Annotated in this window: 15 protein-coding genes; 8 read left to right on the top strand and 7 right to left on the bottom strand. The window is 47.2% G+C overall.

The window, feature by feature from the left end; all coding sequences use genetic code 11:
- The first annotated feature begins 6 nt into the window (after positions 1-6).
- Entirely contained in the window at positions 7-606 is a 600-nt protein-coding gene (locus EHV08_RS06015) for a porin family protein (protein WP_126678517.1), read from the top strand.
- Between the two features lie 83 nt (positions 607-689).
- Here the strand turns inward: EHV08_RS06015 and EHV08_RS06010 are convergent, their stop codons facing one another.
- Both EHV08_RS06010 and EHV08_RS06005 read right to left on the bottom strand, forming a co-directional pair.
- A complete protein-coding gene (locus tag EHV08_RS06010; RefSeq protein ID WP_126678516.1) occupies positions 690-1,286 on the bottom strand; it encodes an aminotransferase class IV in 597 nt (198 codons plus the stop codon).
- Complete coding sequence (locus EHV08_RS06005) at positions 1,270-2,253, bottom strand: aminodeoxychorismate synthase component I (protein ID WP_126678515.1); 984 nt, start codon at positions 2,251-2,253, stop codon at positions 1,270-1,272. The genes EHV08_RS06010 and EHV08_RS06005 overlap by 17 nt, the downstream gene beginning before the upstream one ends.
- Positions 2,254-2,509: 256 nt before the next feature.
- Here EHV08_RS06005 and priA point away from each other — a divergent pair, with 256 nt between their 5' ends.
- Both priA and EHV08_RS05995 read left to right on the top strand, forming a co-directional pair.
- Entirely contained in the window at positions 2,510-4,780 is a 2,271-nt protein-coding gene (gene priA, locus EHV08_RS06000) for a replication restart helicase PriA (RefSeq protein ID WP_126678514.1), read from the top strand.
- A gap of 207 nt (positions 4,781-4,987) precedes the next feature.
- The gene (locus EHV08_RS05995; protein WP_126678513.1) at positions 4,988-5,887 is read left to right on the top strand and encodes a hypothetical protein; all 900 of its coding nucleotides are present in this window, start codon (positions 4,988-4,990) and stop codon (positions 5,885-5,887) included.
- Positions 5,888-6,018: 131 nt separating this feature from the next.
- Here the strand turns inward: EHV08_RS05995 and EHV08_RS05990 are convergent, their stop codons facing one another.
- Positions 6,019-7,503: a transporter gene (locus EHV08_RS05990; RefSeq protein ID WP_126678512.1), complete on the bottom strand. Its 1,485-nt coding sequence runs from the start codon at positions 7,501-7,503 to the stop codon at positions 6,019-6,021.
- A gap of 182 nt (positions 7,504-7,685) precedes the next feature.
- The gene (locus EHV08_RS05985; protein WP_126678511.1) at positions 7,686-9,740 is read right to left on the bottom strand and encodes an HD family phosphohydrolase; all 2,055 of its coding nucleotides are present in this window, start codon (positions 9,738-9,740) and stop codon (positions 7,686-7,688) included.
- A 196-nt stretch (positions 9,741-9,936) separates the two neighbouring features.
- On the opposite strand from EHV08_RS05985, the gene gltX reads away from it, so the two are divergent.
- Together gltX and EHV08_RS05975 are read left to right on the top strand one after the other, a co-directional pair.
- Positions 9,937-11,472, top strand: a complete 1,536-nt coding sequence (gene gltX, locus EHV08_RS05980; RefSeq protein WP_126678510.1) for a glutamate--tRNA ligase — start codon at positions 9,937-9,939, stop codon at positions 11,470-11,472.
- Positions 11,473-11,569: 97 nt separating this feature from the next.
- A complete protein-coding gene (locus tag EHV08_RS05975; protein ID WP_126678509.1) occupies positions 11,570-12,805 on the top strand; it encodes a 3-deoxy-D-manno-octulosonic acid transferase in 1,236 nt (411 codons plus the stop codon).
- A gap of 166 nt (positions 12,806-12,971) precedes the next feature.
- Here EHV08_RS05975 and EHV08_RS05970 read toward each other — a convergent pair whose 3' ends face one another.
- On the bottom strand, positions 12,972-13,907 hold the full coding sequence (locus tag EHV08_RS05970; protein ID WP_126678508.1) for a DMT family transporter: 936 nt from the start codon (positions 13,905-13,907) through the stop codon (positions 12,972-12,974).
- A gap of 140 nt (positions 13,908-14,047) precedes the next feature.
- Here EHV08_RS05970 and EHV08_RS05965 point away from each other — a divergent pair, with 140 nt between their 5' ends.
- The gene (locus EHV08_RS05965; RefSeq protein WP_126678507.1) at positions 14,048-15,835 is read left to right on the top strand and encodes an AAA family ATPase; all 1,788 of its coding nucleotides are present in this window, start codon (positions 14,048-14,050) and stop codon (positions 15,833-15,835) included.
- 105 nt (positions 15,836-15,940) lie between these two features.
- Entirely contained in the window at positions 15,941-16,327 is a 387-nt protein-coding gene (locus tag EHV08_RS05960; protein WP_126678506.1) for a YbjN domain-containing protein, read from the top strand.
- A 98-nt stretch (positions 16,328-16,425) separates the two neighbouring features.
- Here the strand turns inward: EHV08_RS05960 and EHV08_RS05955 are convergent, their stop codons facing one another.
- Entirely contained in the window at positions 16,426-16,923 is a 498-nt protein-coding gene (locus tag EHV08_RS05955; RefSeq protein ID WP_126678505.1) for a gamma carbonic anhydrase family protein, read from the bottom strand.
- Positions 16,924-17,307: 384 nt separating this feature from the next.
- Between EHV08_RS05955 and EHV08_RS05950 the strand changes: the two genes are divergently transcribed.
- Positions 17,308-20,337, top strand: coding sequence for a leucine-rich repeat domain-containing protein (locus EHV08_RS05950; protein WP_126678504.1), 3,030 nt, complete (start codon positions 17,308-17,310; stop codon positions 20,335-20,337).
- Positions 20,338-20,655: 318 nt separating this feature from the next.
- Here the strand turns inward: EHV08_RS05950 and EHV08_RS05945 are convergent, their stop codons facing one another.
- Positions 20,656-22,950: a PKD domain-containing protein gene (locus EHV08_RS05945; protein WP_126678503.1), complete on the bottom strand. Its 2,295-nt coding sequence runs from the start codon at positions 22,948-22,950 to the stop codon at positions 20,656-20,658.
- Positions 22,951-22,994 lie beyond the last annotated feature (44 nt).

The following is a 22,994-nucleotide window of genomic DNA, read 5'->3' as shown; positions in this document are numbered from 1 at the left end:
TATCTAATGAGAAAAACTATTACCCTTATCCTCGTTGCCGTGGCAATGATGGTAGCAACGCCGTCACAGGCGCAGGTGAAATTTGGTCTGAGAGCCGGTCTTAACGTGACTGATATGTCTCTCGACAAAAAAGTTGTAAAAACAAAGAACCGCACAGGTTTCTTCGTGGGCCCTACCGTTAAGTTCACTCTCCCCATTGTGGGTGTCGGTATTGATGCCAGTGCACTCTACGACCAGCGTGAGACTGAGATCGAAAATTCCAAAGAGAAAATTAAGGAGAAGGCAGTGAACATTCCGGTGAACCTTCGTTACGGCATCGGTCTTGGCTCAATGGCAAGTGGTTATATTGCGTTTGGTCCGCAATTTGCATTAAATGTTGGTAACAAAGATGAAAAATTGCTTGAAAATACTACATGGAAACTGGATAATTCGACGTTCAGTATCAATGTAGGTGCCGGCGTAATGCTGATGGATCACTTTCAGGTTGGTGCCAACTACAACATCGTTTGTGGAAAGACCGGCGAACTTGAAATTGTCGAAGGAGTAAAGACCGTGCTCAAGGGGCGTGCCAATGCTTGGCAGATACATGCCTCTTACTATTTCTAAGAAAGCTTTACCATAATGGTAATAATCGCGCGACGGGCGACTGCTCCATTGGAGTGGCCGCCCGTTTTTCGTGTAATGGTTTACTATTTTTTTATTGCCGATATTGGCAGAACAGCCTCGCCGAGTTCTATCATGGCGTTGAACAGTGCGATGCTGTGATAGTTGTTGATGTCTGAGGGTTTGATGTCGTGCTCCGTGATGAGGCCTTTTTCTATCAGAAGAGCGCGTTTCGTGCCTGCCAAAAGCGGTTTTCGCGGTGTCAGCCATTGCTTTCCGTCGTTGAAAACCACGTTGGTATAGGTGGTGTCGGTGACGAATCCGTCTTTCACTATCAGCATCTCGGTTTCTTTTCCGGAGTGTCTCTTCATGCTGTCGAGCATAGTCCGGTCTTCATATTTGAACGAGTAATCAATCGCATTGCCGTCAGCAAGCAATAGTTGGCTTATCCGGCGCATCATGTATGGCGTGCAAGTGATGTCGTGAATGCCTGTGCAGTCATATATGAAACGCAGTTTTGAAATGCCTACAGATGCCTTTGCGATGCTTTCAAGTCGCTCGCGGTCTATGTGTAATTCGTTGTATTGGAAGTGTTTGGCAGTCTTCATGACACGTTGCACATGTCTTTCGAGATTCATTATCTTCCCATCGACAACCTTTATCGTTTCAATAAATCGGCACATAAATCTTCTCTATCACTTCGTTATATTCGTCGTCGTTGTTGCTTTGGGCAGTAATGCCACCTCCGGCCTTGTAGAATAGTTGGCCGTTCACTTGGTCAATGAAGCGTATCATCACCGCCGTGTCCATGTCGCCGCCCTTTGAATAGCCCATAATTCCTGTGTAGAAACCGCGTTCGTAGCCCTCCGCCTCACTTATTATCTGCATCGTTTTCGGTTTCGGAGCACCGGTTATCGAGCCTGCAGGGAGCAGTCGCAGGAGCATTTCGCCGAGATGTGCGCGGTAATAGTCGGTCAATCTGCCCGTTATTTCCGAACTTGTTTGCAGTATCTCGCCCTTGTGTGTGGTCAGGTGCTCCACATATCTGTATCTCTCCACACTTACCTGTTCGGCCACTTGGCTCAGGTCGTTGCGTATAAGATCCACAATCGTGGCGTGCTCGGCCGCTTCCTTCCTGTTGTTCATGAGCAAATGCTCGGCATCAGGCAGTGTAGCATCGAGCGTTCCTTTCATAGGGAAAGAAGATATGATGCCATTGTTGATCTTGATGAACGTCTCCGGCGAGAAGCATACAAACCTATCTTTCAGCCAGCAACGGTATCTTGCCTGCGAATGGAGGCAGATGTCGCGCATGCTGAGGTTTGTCTTTATGGGCACGCGGCATGTGAGGTTGGCCAGATAACTGTTTCCCTCACGCTGGTTTCGCTTCACGAGGTTTATGCTTCGTTCGTATTGCTCTCGGTCGGGCAGGTTGAACTCAAGCGTCGGATTGTCCGTTAGGCACGGCATGCCAGGCCTTATGTTCGAGAAATCGGGAAATGCCACCAACAGTTCGTTACTGTCGATATTCTCGGTTTCTTCTATATAAACTTGGCTTTGATCGTAACTGAAAATGAAGAAAAACGCTTTGTCGGTCTGTCCGAGTTCGTTAATCTTCCTTTCTGCTTCTATCCTGTCGTATGTTTTCATTTCCTGTTTCCGATTTAATATACAAGGATGCGGTCATGATAACCCGACGTGAGACACTTCTTCTCTGCCAATCCCTGCACCAATAAAGTCGCAAAAGTAACCATTTTTTTTAATTCCTCACATTATTCTGCCCTCTAATTTGAAATCCTTAACTAACATTTTTACCCTTGCAGCGCAAAATATGATGTGCATACCTCCGTGAAACTACGATAAAAATATTAACTTTGCAGCACCACATACAAATTGTGCGATATTTATGTACTTCGTAGATGTGATACTTCCCGTCCCTCTTGAGGGGCTGTTCACCTACGGCCTGCCCGAACAATGGGTGGGTCGTGTGAGTATGGGCGTGCGTGTTCTCGTGCCGTTGGGCAAGAGCAAGCATTACATTGCTATGGCGGTGAAGGTACATCAGACAGAGCCGGAAATGAAGTGGAAGCCGATAGAGCAGGTGCTCGATGAACAGCCGGTGGTTCGCGAGCAGCAGATGAAGTTGTGGCAGTGGATTTCCGAATATTATATGTCTCCCATAGGCGATGTTTTCAAGGCTGCCATGCCGAGCGGAATGAAGAGCGAGGAGGGCTACAAACCACGCACAGAGACCTTTCTCGACTTGTCACCCAAATGGCGTTCGGAACAAAATCTGCATTTGGCTCTCGATATGATGCGACGCGCCGACAAGCAACGCCGCGTGTTCGAGACATTCCTTGCCATGACAGGTTGGGACAAGATGGAGGGTGATGTGCCGCGAGAAACGATAACAGAACTGTCGCGCGACGAACTGATGAATGCCACACACTGCACCGCTACGGTGTTGAAATCGCTGATAGACAAAGGTTTCTTGATAAAATACGAGCGCGAAGTGGGGAGGCTTAATCAAAGTACCGAACCCGACTATACGAAAATACAGAAACTAAACGCAGCCCAGCAAGATGCCTATAACGACATATTGATGGGATTCTTGCAGAAGAATGTGGTGCTGCTACACGGTGTTACGTCGAGCGGAAAGACCGAACTCTACATACACTTGATAAAGCGTGCCATCGACCGTCACGAACAAGTGCTCTATCTCATGCCTGAGATTGCCCTCACGGTGCAGATGCAGCAACGCTTGCAACGGGTGTTCGGGAACCGCCTTGGCATATATCATTCAAAATACAGCGATGCCGAACGTGTTGAGATATGGCAGAAACAACTGTCCGAAACGCCTTACAGTGTGGTGCTGGGAGCCCGCTCTGCCGTTTTTCTTCCGTTCCAACGGCTCGGACTTGTGATAGTTGACGAAGAGCACGAAACGTCGTTCAAGCAGCAAGACCCTGCCCCGCGCTATCATGCAAGGTCGGCGGCGATAGTGCTTGCGGCAATGTATGGGGCGAAGACTTTGCTCGGAACGGCAACGCCATCTGCGGAGTCTTACCATAACGTACTTACCGGAAAATATGCCGGTGCCACCCTCACCACACGCTATAAGGACATCGCGATGCCGGAAATACGTGTCGTCGATACGAAAGACTTGCAGCGAAGGAAGATGATGCACGGTGCTTTCTCGCCCCAACTTATTGGATCGATGCGTAGCGCACTTGATAAGGGCGAGCAGGTGATACTGTTCCAGAATCGTCGCGGTTTTGCACCAATGGTGGAATGCAAGATGTGCGGATGGGTGCCGCGATGCAGCAACTGTGACGTTTCACTTACTTTCCATAAGAACACATCGCAACTCACATGCCACTATTGCGGTTTCACATACAGCGTGCCCGACCGCTGCCCGAACTGCGATAGTCAGGACTTGAAAGGAAGAGGGTTCGGCACCGAGAAGGTGGAAAACCAGATACTGGAACTGTTCCCCGATGCAAATGTGGCGCGAATGGATCTCGATACCACCCGCACACGCAGTGCATACGAGCGCATCATAGGTGACTTCTCGGCCGGAAAGACAAATATCCTCATCGGTACGCAGATGGTTACCAAGGGACTTGACTTCGACCGAGTATCCGTTGTGGGAATCCTCAATGCCGACTCGATGCTCAACTATCCCGATTTCCGTGCCTACGAACATGCCTTCATGATGATGTCGCAGGTGAGCGGACGTGCCGGACGCAAGGGGCGACGGGGGCTTGTGCTGTTACAAACGAAGAACAAAGACCTGCCGATAGTGCAACAGGTGGTTGCCAATGATTTCTCTTCTTACTTCAAAGACCTTGAACAGGAGAGGCGCGATTTCCGCTATCCTCCCTTCACTCACCTTATATATGTATATATGAAGCACAAGGACGAACGCGTGATAGAGAGTGCGGCGATGGAGATGGGGGCGCGACTGAGACAGTGGTTCGGCGTGAGAGTGCTCGGTCCGGATAAGCCTGCCGTGGCAAAAATAAAAACAATGAATATACGCAAGATAGTATTGAAACTTGAACTCGGCATCGACCTTGCCCTCGTGCGCCACTATCTTAGACAGGCAGAGCATGACATGATGCAGAACAAACAATATGTCTCGCTTCAGATTTATTTTGATGTTGATCCACTGTAATGACGTTACGCCGGCATAAATCCTCCTTTATGTCTTTAAAAATTCATGTCTTTCTGTGCATAGTTTCTGTCCTTCTGTCAAAAAAACTTAAATCACGTTGCTTTTATTGTTCAAAAAGTAATGTGTATTGTTTTTTTTACTAACTTTGCGAAACATACAAAGATACATTTAAACGACTAAATTTTAATAACTTAATTCGAAAATCAAATGAAAAAGATCTATTTTTTTGCAGCATTAGCATTTGGCATTACAGTATTTGCAAGTTGCACCAATGGCAAAAACAAGGGTGAAAACAAAGATGGTGACAGCACAGAGCAGAATGTCACAAAGAATGAAGAAGGTAAGAAAATAGGCCCTATGGGTTCTTTTACTATGGCCGAAGGTTCTGCACTTGAGGATGTCGATAACATCGAGTATGTACTTTATCCCAGCAATTACGAGTCTGCTATGGAGGATGGCGAGGACATCAAAGGTGCCACCGCTATCTACTACAATTCTACAATAGCAGATGCCGGTGAAAACAACACCAAACTTTCGGGCAAGGATGTACGCTATCCTAACAACCTGCTCATTCCTATATACAAGGATGCGAAGGCGAAGAAGGGTGATGTGGTTTTGACATGGTGGCAGAGTGGTTCAGGAATGCAGCGTGCAATCGTTACTGATGACAGCGACCCTACAATGCCTAAGGTACACTATCTTGATCTTAGTTACAATGCCGAAGGTACAGGTATCGCACAAGGTCACGAGAACGAACAACTCAAGCCGAACAGTTTTGTTGTGTTGAAAAACGGAGAATTCCAACAGGGTGCTCCTATTGTGGTTAACGAAGACGGTAAAAAGACTGAAGGTGTGCTAGTGAGAGTCGATGGTGACAAGGTTCTCTATCTTGGTTTTGCAAGTTCTTTGAAAGAGGCGAATAAGAGCGAAGTGAAGGTTATTCCTATCAAACCTAACTACAGTGTGGGTGATAATGTGAAGGGAGTATTCGTTGGTTCGTTCACGAAAGACTACAAGGTGACTAAGATTGACAACAAGATTGGTCGCGTTTGGTTAAATGATGGAAACAAAGAGACTATTCTTAACATAATGCAAGTTATGAAGTAAGAACACGGCATCTTATCTTTCGAAAAACAAAATGGGCGAAATTGCAGTGCAATCTCGCCCATTTTGTTTGGTAATTTCGCCCAATTTGCGTTGCAATTCAGCATAAATTGAAACGCATTTGGAATTGTTTCTTATATTGATATTTCAACTCCGATACCCAGAGCGTGGTTTGTTCGTGTGAACGAATCGCCCACAATGGTTGCGCCTGTATTAGGATCGGCCTTTGTCACGCGGTCGTAGTTCTCGTAGTTTGTCTGGAAATATGCTATCGAAGCCTTGACCGTTTTGTTGAATTTATAGGTCATGCCGAAGCCGTAACTGTATGAGTTTACCACGAATGACATATCGTTCATATAGTCGTCGGTGAGTTGGTAACGTGTGAGTTGTCCGCCTGCCGATACGTTTATTTTGTCCGTTATGTCCCACTCCACACCTGCGAGATACTCGTTTGTGCCACCTGCGAGTTTCTTCTCTGAGTGGTTATACCAGTGAGCATCGGTGTCGAAATAGTGATGATAGCCGAGGCTGAGGTTCACTCCCGGTATTGCTGTCCATTGTGCACCAATGGTGAACAGTGCCGGAGCATCCTCATCAACTTCAGTCTGGTCTTGGAATTTGTTCATTGCCTCAATCTCCATCGCCTTTTCGAGTGTAGAGTTGTTCTTCATCTTCATCTGAGTGTTGAACTCATACTTTGCTGCAAGGTTGAAATCGCCAACCTTCCAGTCTATGCCGATTACCGGAGCAATGCCGAATCCGGTCTGATTGCTCATCAGGTTCACACCTTGTGAGTATTTCTGAAGAGCCTCAAGTTGTCTCAATGTGGCCTGTGCTGTTGCAAGACCTTGTGCTGCCTGCTCCGGTGTAATCTGTCCGTTGGCGATTGCGAGTTCTGTCTGCCATACCTTCTTGTTTATCGTTGCGGTGGCGTTGTTCAGGAAACTTGCGAAATCAACGTATGTGTCTGCACCCATTTTCACCTGTATGTTGCTCAGTCTTGCTTTGTATGAAGCGTCTCCGTAGAGTGCGCGCAGACCGCCATATACCGAGAAATTAGGTGTCACTTTATATGCCGCGCCCAACTGCAAACCGATGAAATACTGTCGTCCGCGCATGTATGCGTCAACGTCATATCCTGTTGCTCCGAGCGGTTCGAGTTGTTTTGCTATCGATCCAACCGCACTTTCGAACGAACCGAGACCGTTTGCAAACTCACATACACCGCCACCGCCGGGGATGGAGAAATTAAATTGCAGACTCCAATTGCCTTTGTTCATTGCCGCTTGTATCGAAGGAATGAAAGGAGCGTCTGCTATGCCTTCGAAAGTCTTCACCGCGCTGCTGTTCTTTTTTCCCAAAAGGAATAGCGGGTTGGTGGAAGTGATGGTGCGTGTTTGGTGCGCATACTGCCAGTTGAAAGCAAGATGGAATCCCTCCGGCATGAAAACCACACCTGCCGGGTTGCTATACACACCGTCAAGACCTATCGCTGCGTCGCGAGAAGGGTTCTTGAGGAATGCCACACTCTGGTTGGTATTCGTGAGAATACCACCTGCAAAAGTGCTGCTTGCAATGGCAAGCAACAGCGTTGTTACGCTAAATTTAATTTTAGTCATCTTAAGTAATCTTTGTAAAAATTGGCTGCAAAGTTACCGTTATTGTTCTATATTTCCGACAAAGAATACTTGTGCTTAATGCTTTTTAACTATAATCCTGCACATTTTTGCTCAAAACGGGCAATATGTGCAGGATTATTGAATGGGATAAGTGGTATAAGTGAACAGCGTGGGAAGGTGTTTCACTTCTTTAATTCCGGATAAACGATGCGTGTATGGTAGATAGCCTTGAGTCGTTCGATGAGCACCTGTTTTGCCATAGAGATGTCGTGGAACGTGATAGGGCAGTCTTGGAAGAATCCGTCGGCTGTTTGGCTGTCTATTATTTTGTTCACGAGGTTGGTGATACTTTCCTCCGTGTATTCGCTAAGCGAGTGTGAGGCTGCCTCGACGCTGTCTGCCATCATCAGTATGGCCTGCTCTCGTGTGAACGGATTTGGTCCGGGATAACTGAAAAGCATTTCGTCCACCTCCTCGTCGGGGTGCTCGTTCTTATATGTAATATAGAAATACTTGGTCTTTCCGGCACCGTGGTGAGTGCTTATGAAGTCCTTTATCACTCGTGGCAGGTTGTCCTGTTCGGCCAGTTTCAGTCCTTCGGTTACGTGACTTATTATCACCTGTGCCGCTTCCGTGCACGGCATGTTGCTTAATGGGTTCACTCCGCTTGCCTGATTTTCGGTGAAGAAAACCGGGTTTATCATCTTTCCGATGTCGTGATAGAGTGCTCCCGTTCGCACGAGTTGAGCCTTTGCGCCAATGCGGTCGGCTATCTGTGCTGCAAGATTGCTGACGGTGATGGAGTGCTGGAATGTTCCCGGTGCCACCTCACTTAATCTTCTTAGCAGTTCTTTCGATGTGTTCGACAGTTCTACGAGCGTCACGGCACTTGTGAATCCGAATACTTTCTCTACCACATACATAAGAGGATAGGCAAAAAGGAGCATCACACCATTGAAAGCGAAGTATTTCAAGATGCTCGTGTCGATGTTTCCCATTGTGTTTTCCTGAATCATCTGCATTGCGAGGAATATTCCACACATTGACAGTGTGACGTAAAGTGCCACGCGCAACACCTGTGCACGCTGTGTCAGTTCGCGCAGAGAGTATATCGCCACGAGTCCTGCAACCAGTTCTGTTATGATGAACTCATACTGATATTTCACCGCCACGGCGCATATAAGCACCATTGTGAGGTGGGCGACGAATGCCGTTCGCGAGTCCATGAACACCCTTATGAACATCGGGGTTATTGCAAGCGGCAGCACATAGATATTGAATATGTTGTGGCGCATCATCAATGACACGATGATGGGGAAGAATGTTATCAGCGAATAGGCCATTGCGATGTTCCGAGTGCCGTAGAAATAGTCTTTGCGGAACAGTTCGAGATAGATCGTAAAGAGAATTACGAAGAAGGCGACATACATGAACTGCCCTGCGATTGTGGAACTTATCTCGTTCTTTCCGGCCTGTCGCCTCTCCATTTCGCGCTCTAATGAGTTTAGTACCAGTACGTCTTGGTCGTCAACGATTTCTCCCCGGTCTATTATCTTCTGTCCGCTTATCACCATTCCGTTTGCCACGGTCACCGTGCTCAGCAGGTCAATACGCTCTGTTTCGCTTCGTTTGCTGTCATAAATAATGTTCGGAACGACATATTTGTTGAGGTTGCACTTCTGCAACAGTTGTCTGTAAGGCAACAGTCGGGCATCGATGAACAGATGTTCGTATGCCGACATCTCACTGTATATGTTGTTCGCGCCAATGCTTTGTGCCGTTTTGCCTATCACGAGGCGCACCATCCGCGTCGTGTCCTTGAAGTTCTCGGAATACTCGTGCGTGTCCATAATCCCCGCCTCGTATATCTGTGCGAGGTCTTTGGCAATAACGTCCACCGTGTTTGGCGGCATGCCGGCTATGCCTTCGGCGAAGTCGTGTTTAAGTCTTCTTATTGCAGTCTGTCCGATGCTGTCGTTGAAGTTATAATAAGGCTCAAAATTGTTCAGGATACTGTCTTTCTCATTCTTTATACTCTCTTCTGTCTTATAGATAGGGAAGTCGAATTTTGCTATTAAAGACCCATGCATCCAAGGCTTTCCAACGTCATACTGGTACTGTGGACCACTATTTTTTGGCAAGAACCATACTATTATTGTCACCGTCACCGTAACGAGTGCTGCGCGCATGAAAAATTTTCGCCAAAAGCGAGGTTCTCTATGCTTGAAAATGTTCATTTTATTTGCTTTGTTATAATTACCCTGCGAAAATACAAAAAAATATCGTATAATTGAAATAAAATAAGTAATTTTGCACGGAAATTTAATTACGGGGATATTCTGTGGGCGTTTTCGATATTGAGGTTGCAGGCCTCATACATGTGTTTTCGAATCCTTGCCGATAGAATCCCGTTCCTCAAAAAAGAATAAAAAGATGTCAGAAAGAAGAGTCAGGGTGCGTTTTGCACCAAGTCCCACTGGCGCATTACACATCGGTGGCGTGCGCACGGCATTGTTCAACTACCTGTTTGCCCGTCAGCATGGCGGTGATTTCGTTTTCCGTATAGAAGACACCGACAGCAACAGGTTTGTTCCCGGTGCCGAGGAATACATCATAGAATCGTTCCGTTGGCTCGGACTGAAGTTCGACGAAGGCGTAAGTTTCGGTGGGAAATACGGTCCGTACCGTCAGAGTGAGCGTCGCGAGATATACAAAGAGTATGTCACACGTCTGCTTGATGCAGGCAAGGCATACATCGCTTTCGACACTCCGGAAGAACTCGACATGAAGCGTCAGGAGATTCAGAATTTCCAGTATGATGCCACTACGCGTTCCCTGATGCGCAACTCGCTCACCATGTCAAAGGCCGATGTCGATGCATTGATAGAGGATGGAAATCAGTATGTGGTGCGCTTCAAGGTAGAGCCGGGTGAAGAAATTCACGTCAACGACCTTATCAGAGGCGATGTTGTGATAAAGAGTGACATTCTTGACGACAAGGTTCTTTATAAGAGTGCCGACGAACTGCCCACTTATCATTTGGCGAACATCGTCGATGACCACCTCATGGAGATAACGCACGTAATACGTGGCGAGGAGTGGCTGCCATCGGCACCGCTCCATGTATTGCTCTATCGTGCTTTTGGTTGGGAAGATACCATGCCACGCTTCGCTCATCTGCCGTTGCTGCTCAAGCCGGATGGCAAGGGTAAACTGTCGAAACGTGACGGCGACCGTCTCGGTTTCCCTGTTTTCCCGCTCGAATGGCACGACCCGAAGACGGGCGAGGTGAGCAACGGATTCCGCGAACAGGGCTATTTCCCGGAAGCAGTGCTCAATTTCCTTGCACTGTTGGGCTGGAATCCCGGCACAGAACAGGAACTCTTCACGCTCGACGAACTCGTTAAGCAGTTCGATATATCAAAATGCTCGAAGGCCGGAGCACGTTTCGATTTCCAGAAAGCCATCTGGTTCAACCACGAATACATATTGAACAAGAGCGATGACGAAATAGCCGAACTCTTTGCACCTATCGTTGCGGGCAACGGAGTAGAGGAATCTATGGCTCGTGTGCGACAGGTGGTGCACATGATGAAAGACCGTGTGAACTTCGTTCGCGAACTGTGGCCGCTCTGTTCTTTCTTCTTCGTTCCGCCCATTGAATACGATGAGAAGACCACTCGCAAGCGTTGGAAAGCCGACTCGCCTCAGGTTATGAACGAACTGGCAGAGGTTCTTGAGGGCATCGAAGACTTCTCTATCGAGAATCAGGAACGAGTGGTAATGGCATGGGTAGAGTCAAAGGGCTATAAACTCGGCGATGTGATGAACGCTTTCCGTCTTACGCTTGTCGGAGAAGGCAAGGGACCGGGCATGTTCGACATCACGGCTTTCCTCGGAAAGGAAGAGACGCTCACCCGAATGCGCCGTGCCATAGAGGTGTTGTCTGCCGATGCCGCAGCCCAATAATGGTGACTACGATTTTGAAAACCTATTTATGAAATAAGCGAAGTTATCCCCTGCGTAAGCAGCATTTCCATTCATGGAGGGCAAGGGGGCGGAATGTATGTATCATATAGCAATCTATCTCTATCTGTTTTGCGTCGCAGTTGTCAGCATCTTCAACGAAAAGGTGCGCAAGATGTGGCGTGGCGAACGCGAGGCGGTTAGAATACTGAGACAGAAGGTAGATCCTAACGCCCGTTATGTGTGGTTCCATGCCGCCTCACTCGGCGAGTTCGAGCAAGGCAGACCCATAATGGAGCGACTCAGAAAGGAACATCCCGAGTATAAGTTACTGCTCACTTTCTTCTCGCCTTCGGGCTATGAGGTGCGCAAGAACTACGAGGGAGCCGACATCGTTTGCTATCTTCCGCTCGACACCATAAGGAATGCGCGCCGCTTCTTGCGTGCCGTTCGTCCGGAACTGGCATTCTTCATAAAATACGAGTTCTGGTATAATTACCTCCACATTCTGAAACATCGTGGTGTTCCGGTTTATAGCGTGAGTTCCATTTTCCGTCCCGGACAGATATTTTTCAGATGGTATGGCTGGGAATATGGGCGCGTGCTGAAGTGCTTCACCCATTTTTTCGTGCAGAACGAAGTGAGCAAGGAATTGCTCTCCACCATAAAAATAAATAATGTCACCATAACCGGTGATACGCGTTTCGACCGAGTGCTGCATATAAAAGAGCAGGCCAAACAACTTCCAATCGTTGAAAGTTTCGTTGGCAACACGGCAGCAGGTACCACTGCCCGCTGCTTCATTGCCGGCTCGTCATGGCAACCTGATGAGGATATTTTCATGAAATATTTCGAGCAACATCACGACTGGAAACTCATTATCGCACCGCATGTAATCGACGAGAATCATCTGCGCCACATCATCGGCATGACAAAGCGCAAGGTGGTGCGCTACACACAGACCAACGAGGCCGAGGCGAAAGATGCCGACATACTCATCATCGACTGCTTCGGAATTCTCTCAAGCATCTATCGCTATGGAACGGTGGCATACGTAGGTGGCGGATTCGGCGAGGGTATCCACAATCTGCCCGAAGCCGCAGTGTGGAACGTGCCGGTGTTCTTCGGCCCCAACAACCGCAATTTCCAAGAAGCACAGGCATTGAAAGCGTGTGGCGCAGGAATAGAAATTGGCTCATACGACGATTTTTCTTCACAAATGAATCGTCTTTCCGCATCCCCCGAAGAACTGCAACGCCTCGGAACTCTAGCAGGAGAATACGTTGTTTCGCAGGCCGGAGCCACAAAGAAAATCCTCAGTTGCGTCGGACTTTGACGCACTTTATCCCTGCAAGAAACTCATTTCATTGTGATAAGGAAAGTAATTTCGCCGAAATTGCTCACCAAATTCGCCCATTTTGCCAAGCAATTTGGGCGAATTTGGTGAGCAAAAGGTTATGTTTTGAAAAACGTTATGGGTTATAATAATAACCGATTTGTGTTTATGCTTTAGGAAGTTTTGCCTTATCTTCGTTTTTGCCGCGTTTATCAGAGAGATACATACCGGCCAGAATGAGAGCCGAACCGACTATGAAATAGCCTGTAATCTGCTCGTCGAGCACCCACCATGCTACGACAATCGTTGCTATGGGGTTGAAATATACCCAGTTGGTGGCCACCATCGCACCGAGTTTCGCCATGCACCAGTTCCATGTCAGGTAGCATACCATTGATGCCACGCAACCAAGGAACAGCAGATTGGCAATGACCTGTGGGCGCATGAGCACTTCTGCCGGTGGCAGTCCGGGAGTGATGATATAATAAGGCAAGGCCGTGACGAGTCCGTAGAAAAACACTTTGCGGGTGAGAAATAGAGTAGGGTATCGGCCGGTCATCGGTTTCATAAGCAACGAATAGATTGCCCACGAGATGCAGGCAGCGAATGCGAGAGAGTCGCCGGCAGGCTGAAGGTGGAGCACGAAACGACCGTTGAGCACCACAATGGCCATTCCTGCGAATGCCAGCATAGACCCGATTATCTGTATCTTGTTGAAAAGCTCGCTCTTATACACCGCAGCGAAGAGCAGCATGGTGAACAGCGGGCATGAACATACGATGAGTGAGGCGTTCGTGGCGGTGGTGTATTGCAGTGCCGCATTCTCCGAAAGAAAATACATCGAACCGGCGGTGATGCCCAGTCCCATCATCTTCAGTTCTTCTTTCCACCCGTTGGCAAACCACATGAACTTGTGTTTGCGCACTCTTATCAGCGAGAAACCGAGCAGCAACACGTAGGCCATCAGGAAGCGAATGGTGAATATGTTCACGGGCGATAATCCGTTCTGTATGAGCAGTTTTGTCCAAACGAATGTCGTACCCCATACCGCTATGGTGAGGAATGCGACAAGATGATATAACATTGTGTTTTCTCGTTTCATGGTGCAAAAGTAGTTTAAAGTTATGATACTGCAAAGAATTAGCAAAAAAATATTGTCATTCTGAATTTGTTTTGTAAATTTGCAAGTATAAAAAAGAAATAAGCGATACAAGTAACTGTTTTTTAGATTACCTGACAAGAATGCAACACTTAGAAAAAGGATACGTCATTGATGAGAAATATACTGTTGCGATGTTTCTGAAAGAGGGAATGTGCAATGAGAATTATCGTGTGCTCGACGATAACGGCAAATCATTCTTCATGAAACTTTTTGATATGCAACGCGTGCCGGAACTGCTTGTTGACAGCGAGTTCGGCGTGAAAGAGATTGCAGTTTATCATAAACTGCAGGTTGGTGGCATATCGAGACTGCACACCGATGGGGCGGTAGAGATTGAGGGGAAACGGTTCTGTTATCTCATTACCGAATATTTCGGGGGCGAACTGCTTTCGGAGGTAATCTCGCGGAAGGAAATCCTCGATGCACAAGAGGCTCTGCGATATACTCTGGCCATAGCCGAAGGACTGAAAGAGATGCACGCGGCGGGATTAGTGCATAACGACATAACACCGTCAAACATAATCTTTACGGAGGTGTCGGCGAAAGCCAAGGCGCGCATCATTGACCTTGGGCATACCTGCGAACCGATTGACGGCCAACCACCGTTCTTCACGTCCGACCTCGACCCGTTTTGTCGTGCTCCGGAGACATATAACAATGTATATAATATGGCTGGCGACGTGTTCTCACTCGCTGCCGTGGCATATACCATGCTGACCGGGAAAATGCCGTGGCAGTATGATATCAGCGACCCTGCCGATGTGGAGAAAATACGGGATACGCTGCGTGCCAAACGCATAATGACACCGTTGGAGATTTCAGAAAAGGAAAACCTTTCCGAGCATTTCCGTAATGCCATAACGCAAACACTGAAGGCTTCGGAGAAGAAGAGAATGACACTGGAGCAGTTTGTAGATGCCATTCAAGGCAAGATGCCTGTGAAAAAGGCCGATGTGGAGAGCGAAAAGAGAAAGATGGCGACCGAAAGCAGGCACGAAAGAGAGGACGAGATGCGGGTCAGTGTTGAGGCAGAGAGGAGAAGCGGCAATGGTTTCGATGGTGTGGCAGGCATGGAGGAACTGAAGAAGATGATGCGTGAGAAGATTATTTTTGTGCTGAAAAACAAAGACCTTGCCGAGAAATACAAACTGACACCGCCGAACGGAATGTTGCTTTACGGTCCTCCGGGCTGCGGAAAGACGTTCTTTGCCGAAAAGTTTGCAGAAGAATCGGGATTCAATTTCATAAATATCAAGTCGAGCGACCTTGGCAGTACGTATATCCACGGTACGCAAGGGAAGATTGCAGAGTTGTTCAAGAAAGCAGAGGAAAAAACGCCTACGGTAATATGTTTTGATGAGTTCGATGCGCTGGTGCCAAATCGCAGCGGTATTGATAACAATAACTTGTCGGGCGAAGTGAATGAGTTTTTGTCGCAACTCAACAACTGTGCCAAGCGGGGACTGTTCGTTATATGCACCAGTAACCGACCCGACAAAATAGACCCGGCCGTGCTGCGCACCGGACGAATAGATAAAATGGTTTATGTGCCCATGCCTGACGAGGATGCAAGGCGCGAGATGTTCAGACTGCATCTTGCCGGAAGGCCGTGCGAGAACATCGATTGTGACCGTCTGGCGAAACTCACCGAGGACTATATCTCAAGCGATATCTCGTTCATCGTGAACGATTCGGCTATCACGGCGGCACTCTCCGACAGTATGATAACACAGGAACTTATGGAGAACTGCATACGTTGTAATCGTCCGTCACTGAGTCGGGAAATTGTGAAAAGTTACGAACGGATGAGGGAAACATTCGGAGATACGGTCGCAGGCAATGCAAGACCGCACATAGGTTTTAAGTAAGCGTCACGTTTCTGCAGACGGCCGATAGGCTATGAATAATGGCTGTGAGAAGTGCCGGCTATGGATATTTTGTAATGGATAATGTATAATTGAAACTATAACGAAATGGCAAATTTAGATGATATTATCAGTTACCTACAAGGCGAGGGACTGATGCCGAGTAAAGATGAAGACGGAGACATCGTTTTCAAGTATCAGATGAATAATTATATCATCTTTGATACGCCGGACGATGAGCCTTACTTGCAGATTGCAATGCCCCATATATACGATGTTACGGACGATAATCTTGTTGAGGTGTTGGCAGCATGCAATAATATCAACCGTACAATGAAAGTAGCAAAGACCATTATCACGGGCGATTGCCGTTCTGTGTGGGCAGTGTATGAGACAATTCTCGATTCTAATCCGGTGTATGATGATTTCCTGCCACGTGCCCTCAATATTCTTGTTGAGACGCAGAAGAATTTCTATGAAGTGGTTGAGGGTTGAGGTTTTATCGTTGAGCGTTGAGGGTTGAGGGTTGAGCGAACTTCTCCATTAACAAGCCTTCGCTCAACCCTCAACCCTCAACGCTCAACTTTCAACCATCAATCATACCACTTCATATATTCAACATAGTGTGCCGCGTTGTCGGTCTGTCCCGGCTTTGTTTTCTTTATGAACTTCGCCGGCACACCTCCCCAAATCTCGTTCGGTCCGATTTTTGTTCCACCTATTATCAATGCTCCGGCAGCAACGATTGCACCCTCGCCGATTTCGCAGTGGTCGAGGAGTGTGCTTCCCATACCTATGAGCGCGTGGTCGTGGATTGTGCAGGCATGAACCGTGGCGTTGTGTCCAATGGTCACATCACTGCCGATGTGTAACGGACCGGTATGTCGTGTCGTGTGCAGGCATGAGCCGTCCTGAACATTTGTTCTGTCGCCGATTGTAATCGGTGCCACGTCGCCGCGAACAACGGCATTGAACCATATAGAGCACTCGTCGCCCATTGTCACTTCGCCCACTATCGTGGCGTTTTCACTAAAATAACAGTCCTTTCCCCATTGCGGTTTCAGACCGTTCACTTCTTTTATAAGAGCCATTTTCTTGTTTCGTTTATTTATATTGAGGGACATTACGGCCTCCTCGAAATATGATTTTATGGTCTGCAAAGTTAATAAAAATAGTGGAAAGCAATCTCTTTTAGTCAATGTTTTTTTCACGTCAGCATTCATTGACATCGCAATCAATCTGCTACCTATTTTCTCTTATTTGTTAAAATAACAATAAAATACGGTGTCAGAACACTTTTTCTTGATTTAAATTTTCCGTTCTCATTATTAGTAATTAAATTTGCATCCCCGAAAAGGTTGTTTTGAACAGGTGATAAATTACCAAGATACGGAATATAATTTTATATTATTGATTTTGAATACTTATTCATTTGGAATATATTATTAATCATTAACTAAAATATTTTACACAAGATGAGAAAACTGTTTTTTGTATTATGCTCTGTGCTTATGCTATCCAATATAGCCAAGGCGCAGAAAGTTGAAAACGGTGTGCTTATTTCGTGGGATGATGCGCAGGGCGTAATAACAATCCCTGACAATGTTACCGAGATAGCCGCCAACTGCTTCTATCAGGAAGGAGAGCCGGATGATGAGGGTTGGGGAACGTCAGACCCTATCAGCAACACCAATATAAAAGGCGTAAACCTTAACAATGTAACAAAGATTGGTAAGAATGCGTTCAGAGGATGCACCGGAATCACTTCAATACAAGCACCGAAAGTGCAGACCGTTGGTGAGAATGCGTTCTATGGTTGTGATGCTCTCACAGAGATCAACCTGCCTGTTGTTGTTACACTTGAGAAGGACGCGTTCAGTTATTGCACGGCCGCAACATCAATAACCTTGGGAAATACGCTGACCGATGTCAACGGCAATCCGTTCAAGAAATGCGATATGGTGCAGAGCTTGACCATGCCGGAGGGCGGCGCAATATTCCATACCGTTTCTGATGCACTGCTGCGCAAGGCTGATGCTAAACTCGTGGCTTTCGCCGGAGGTAAAAATGAGTTATCACTCGATGCCGAGACATGTAAGATTGTTGGCGAACAGGCTTTCCAGAGTAATGCTTTGCTGAAGAAAGTGACACTGCCGGGAGTTACTGTTGTTGGTAACAACGCATTCAACATGTGTACATCGTTGACTGAAATCTACTTGCCGAGACTGGTACGCATCAACGACGACAGTTTCTTGACATTCAATGGCGTTGCTTCTCTAAGCATTATCGATATTCATCTCAGTGAGAATTTCGAAACATTCGGACATAGTCTTGCCGACAAAGAGCAAACTACCATATACGTAGCGAATGCTACGATACAGGAAAAATTGCAGAAAGAATATAAGAAATGCAAGATTGTGGTTGGCGAACCCGGTGCTAAGAATAAATATAAGGTGACATACTCTTGGACTCCAAACAATGGCGGAGCCATGGAAGCATGGACAACCGGAAACATGGATGTGCAGAGCGGAGAGGAAATCTACGAGGGTACAATGGTTAGAATCAAGGCAACACCGCGTGGCGGATATAAAATTGACCATTGGACAGTGAACGGTGAGACTCTCACCGAGGAACTGCCGTCAGAAGGAACAACCGGACAGATATACACAATCGATGCACTGCAAGGCAATGTTGATGTTACTGTGACATTCGCTGAACTTCCTGAGGGATACGTGGTGTTCTTCAAGAGCATGCAGCCTGACTACGGAACAGTGACCTGTAAGACACAGGATGGAAAAGATGTGAAGAGTGCCGGAGTGGTGCCTATTGGCTCTGTGCTGACTTTCACGGCAACAGCAAAGGATGGTTTTCACGTTACCGAGTGGTATCGTGAGGTGACAGCACCAGACAATTCTTCGTCATTCGTTTTGATTGAAGGACAGTATGGCAAGGAGACATATACATGTGATGCATACGATATGATGGATATACGCGTTGATTTCGAACGCAACGCGGGAACAAACGTTGTGAAATTCAATTCGCTTAACGAGTATGGAACGCTGACAGCAACGGCCAATGGCAACGATATATCTACCGGCGCAGCAGTGGCTACCGGCTCGAAGTTGGTGTTCACGGCACATCCGCTTGAGGGATATAAAGTGGATAGTTGGCTTAATAACAACGAGTTGGTTGTCGGACTGACCGCAAACGAGTATGTTATAGAGAGCCTTAATACCGATGTGAAAATATCTCTAATATGTTCAAAGGATGAGTCGGCAGGCGACGAACACAAGCCTGTTGTCAATGACGGACACCTTGTGAAGTGGCAGCCGGTTGGTGAGGCTGTTGTAGGCGACACCATCACAGCAATAGACGCGCGTGCTTTCGAGGGTGCTAACGAGATGACAAAGGTAACCATAGGAAAGAACGTGGAGACAATCGGCGAATTGCCGTTCCTCTATTGCATACGACTGACCGACATTACCGTTCATGCCGAGAACAAACATTTCTGTGATGTGGATGGTGTAGTATATAATAAGGAGAAGACAGAAATCGTTGCCTATCCTTCAGGTCGCGAGACTCAGGAATACACATTGCTGCAAACCACACAGACAGTGCGTCCGGGTGCGTTCGCCGCAAACTTCAACTTGAAGGACGTGAAAGTGCCGACAACAGAAATGCCTATCGCTTCTGAGGCCGGAGCACTTTACTCGGCAGACAAGAAGACACTGCTTTTCCAACCGATAACGGTAGGCGAAGAACTCAAAGTGAAGGAGGGTGTAGAGACCATAGGACGATTGGCAATATGTTTCAGTCCGGTGTTCAAGAAGATATTCCTTCCCGCTTCGCTCACGAAAATAGAGTCGTTGGGTATGGCGTATAACATGATGTTGTCACAGTTCGCTTGGCAGGAAGGTGTCACACCGGCACTCGAGACTATCGGTGACAATGCTTTCGAGCGCGACATGTCGTTGCTTCAACTGCCTCACATCGCTTCATTGAAGCATATTGGCAGCAATGCGTTCCTCAATGTACTGCTTATGGAAGAGGCACATATACCTGCCGGATGTACACTGTCGTCTGATGCGTTCACACATTGCGTTGCATTGCAGAACGTATATGCTTACGCTATGCAGCCACAGACTATCACTGATGACACATTCAAAGACATTGAGAACATCACAACTGCAACATTGCACGTGCCGGAGGGTACTGCCGAACTTTATAAGGCTGCTGCCGGATGGCGTCGTTTCACACTCATTGCCGAGGACATAGCAAGCGGTATCTCTTCTACCACTGCCGATGGAAACATTCGTGTGACACGTGTTGACGGAGGTTATCTCGTTGAGGGTGTTGACAATGGTGAGCACTATGCCGTATATACCGTGACCGGAGCATGCCTTGCAAAGGGTAATGTGAATGGTAATAGCATCTTCGTACCTGTACAACGTACTGCCGGTCCGCTGCTGTTGCGTGTGGGAACGAAGACCGTTAAGATGTGGTAATATCTCTCTCCTACCTGTCTTTTGGACATAAAGACATAAATCTTTTTTGGACATAAAGACAGGAATTTAGGACAGAAAGACAAAAAAAACATAAGGTTTTTAGTAGATTTAGAAATGACATTTTTGTCTTTCTGTCCTAAAACCCTTATGTTTTTTTGTCTATTTTTATGGCTTTCTGTCTTTTTGTCAAAAACGTTTTGTCTTTCTGTCAATTACCAATTAGAATGTTCTTTTTGTCTTTCTGTCCTAAAACCCTTATGTCTTTTTGTCTATTTTTATTGCTTTCTGTCTTTCTGTCAAAAACGTTTTGTCTTTCTGTCAATTACCAATCACGTGTTTGCTGACTCGCTCCGTCCCGTCATTCAGCACTTCTCGAACGAGATATAGTCCATGTCTCATCCTATCGGCGGCTACTTCCATGCCGTCAATGGTGTAATATCTGCGAGCAATGACAGAGGCTTGTGTATCAGGTTTTTGCACTTCCAACGAAAAAGATGAGCGTTGCAATACTTTCAATGTTATAGTCGTCACGCTATCGGTGAAAGTCAATACGGCTTGCCTACTTTTCATTCCATCAGGCAGTGGATCGCATTTTATGTCGAGAGTGTCAAGCGTCAGTCCGTTCGGAACATTCGAAACGGTACACCAATCGGCATCACTTCCTTTGAAACGATAACCGAGGTAAGAGAAAAACTCCTGCTTCGTTATGCCGCCCTCGTGAGGAATCTCAACTATTTCCTTGCCAACCGGCAGTGGCGTGATTACGCTGTGAGCGATGCCGGGATAAACATAGAACGATGTCTGCCCGCTCGGCGCACTCTGGAAATAACCCGTCATTGGTCTCCATTCTCCGTCTTTAAGCATATAGGCCGTATTATCCTTGTCACGCATTGGTGCCATTGCGAATGTGAGGTGCAGTGTCTCGTTCTTCTCCGGCAGGTCGGTCACGGTGATGAAAAACTCCTCATCGATGATATGCGGCTTGCCGAACTCCACCGTTATCAAACCATTATTATTCTTTATGGCATAACCAATCTCCGGTATTGTCCACGAGTTGAAGTCGATAACCTCGCCCGGCACACCGTTATTACTTCGCGTCAGGCTGAATTTTACCGGCATTACCTGCTGGTAAACCTCCTCGGCCGAAGCCTCAGAAGCATAAACGTAGGCACCATAGACAAGTATCGGGCGCGACGGTTTGGAGAATTTCTCTGCAAATCCTTGTAGTTTACTGCCTGCAATATTGCATGCTCCGGGAAATTTTCCGTCCTCACCCATATCATAGTTCGTGGGAATATCGGTCTCGAGCAGGTTGCATACAAGTCCGTCGTACTTAGGAAGCACACTGTCTGTTGCGGCCTTCGCAATAATGCTTGAAGACTCGTTGCTCTCGTCCTGTTCCTCATTATCAGCAACGAGTACGGCATATTGTTTACTCAGGAAGTTATATGCAATCGTCGGATTCTGCTCATTGCTATACTCATCGGTCTCGGATGTCGGGCCGTTTGTAAACCTCCACGACCATGAAGTGGGAAATCCTGTCGATGTGTCGTGATATTCCACCGGCACAAGCGGGGCAACCATCTTCAGATGTGACACCGCATCGCGGAACGAGGCAGGGCAATCGAACGATGCGGTGGGCTTCTTTCCCGTCACGCCAACAAATCCTTCGATTGTCTTAACGTCCTCTCCCTCGCCATCGGCAACCGTCAGCGTAACGTCATAAGTGCCGCTTTTGGTATAATAAACCACCGGATTTTGCTCGTTCGAAGTCTCCGGAACGCCGCCCGGGAAACTCCATTCCCATGAGGTGGGATTACCCTTTGAAAGGTCTTTGAAATAAATCTCCTCACCGGCGAGTACGTCAATATGAGTCGCTTCGGCAACCCCTGTCACCGCAACATTGTCTATGCCATACCCATACATATAACCACCGACATTGAAACCATCCTTTGTGCCTGCGCCATAATCGAACCTCACTCTCACCGTTTTTCCCGCGAAGGCTGCAAGGTCGAGTTCCACGCCATGCCACTGTGTGCCCGATGAAGTGATTGACGTGCTCTTCCACAGTTCGGTGCGGGTATCGAAATCGTCATCCGATACACTTATTGTCAGTGTGGCATAGTCGTTATAAGTTTTCCCTCCATAGATAGAGGCATGCAGAAGAGCATTAGATGGCACACTTACTTCGGGACTTGTTGCGTGTGCTTTCTCTCTCTTCCACATCTGATAAGGCACATCGAGCGTCAGCGACTGCACGTCTCCCTCTACCGATGGTTTGGCCATTGCCGCCGTTTTCCATTTCACGTTACCTTCCTGACCATTCTGCAATGTCCAGCCTTCCGAGCCGTTATCGAAATTCTCCGCCCATATTGTTTCCTGTTCTCCGCCGCCTTTCACGCCGAAGTTGGCCGTCAGTCCGTTTGCGGCAGCCCTTTTAAACCTTGCCATTCGCTGCCTATCGGCCTTAATACTTGTTGCTACGTGAATGTCGGGAACATGCTTTTCCATGCCGTTCATCACCTTTCGTGTTACTATCACATCATCGTCATCACCAATTGCAAAGATCGCAACCGAGACGAGAACAACCAATAATAAGAAATTACGTTTCATGTTTATAAGAGTATGGGGTAGGAATAAAAGAGTTTGTGTTAAAA

Source organism: Prevotella koreensis (genome assembly GCF_003977605.1).
In the GTDB taxonomy this organism is placed as follows: domain Bacteria; phylum Bacteroidota; class Bacteroidia; order Bacteroidales; family Bacteroidaceae; genus Prevotella; species Prevotella koreensis.
This window is presented reverse-complemented; position numbering and strand designations above follow the sequence as displayed.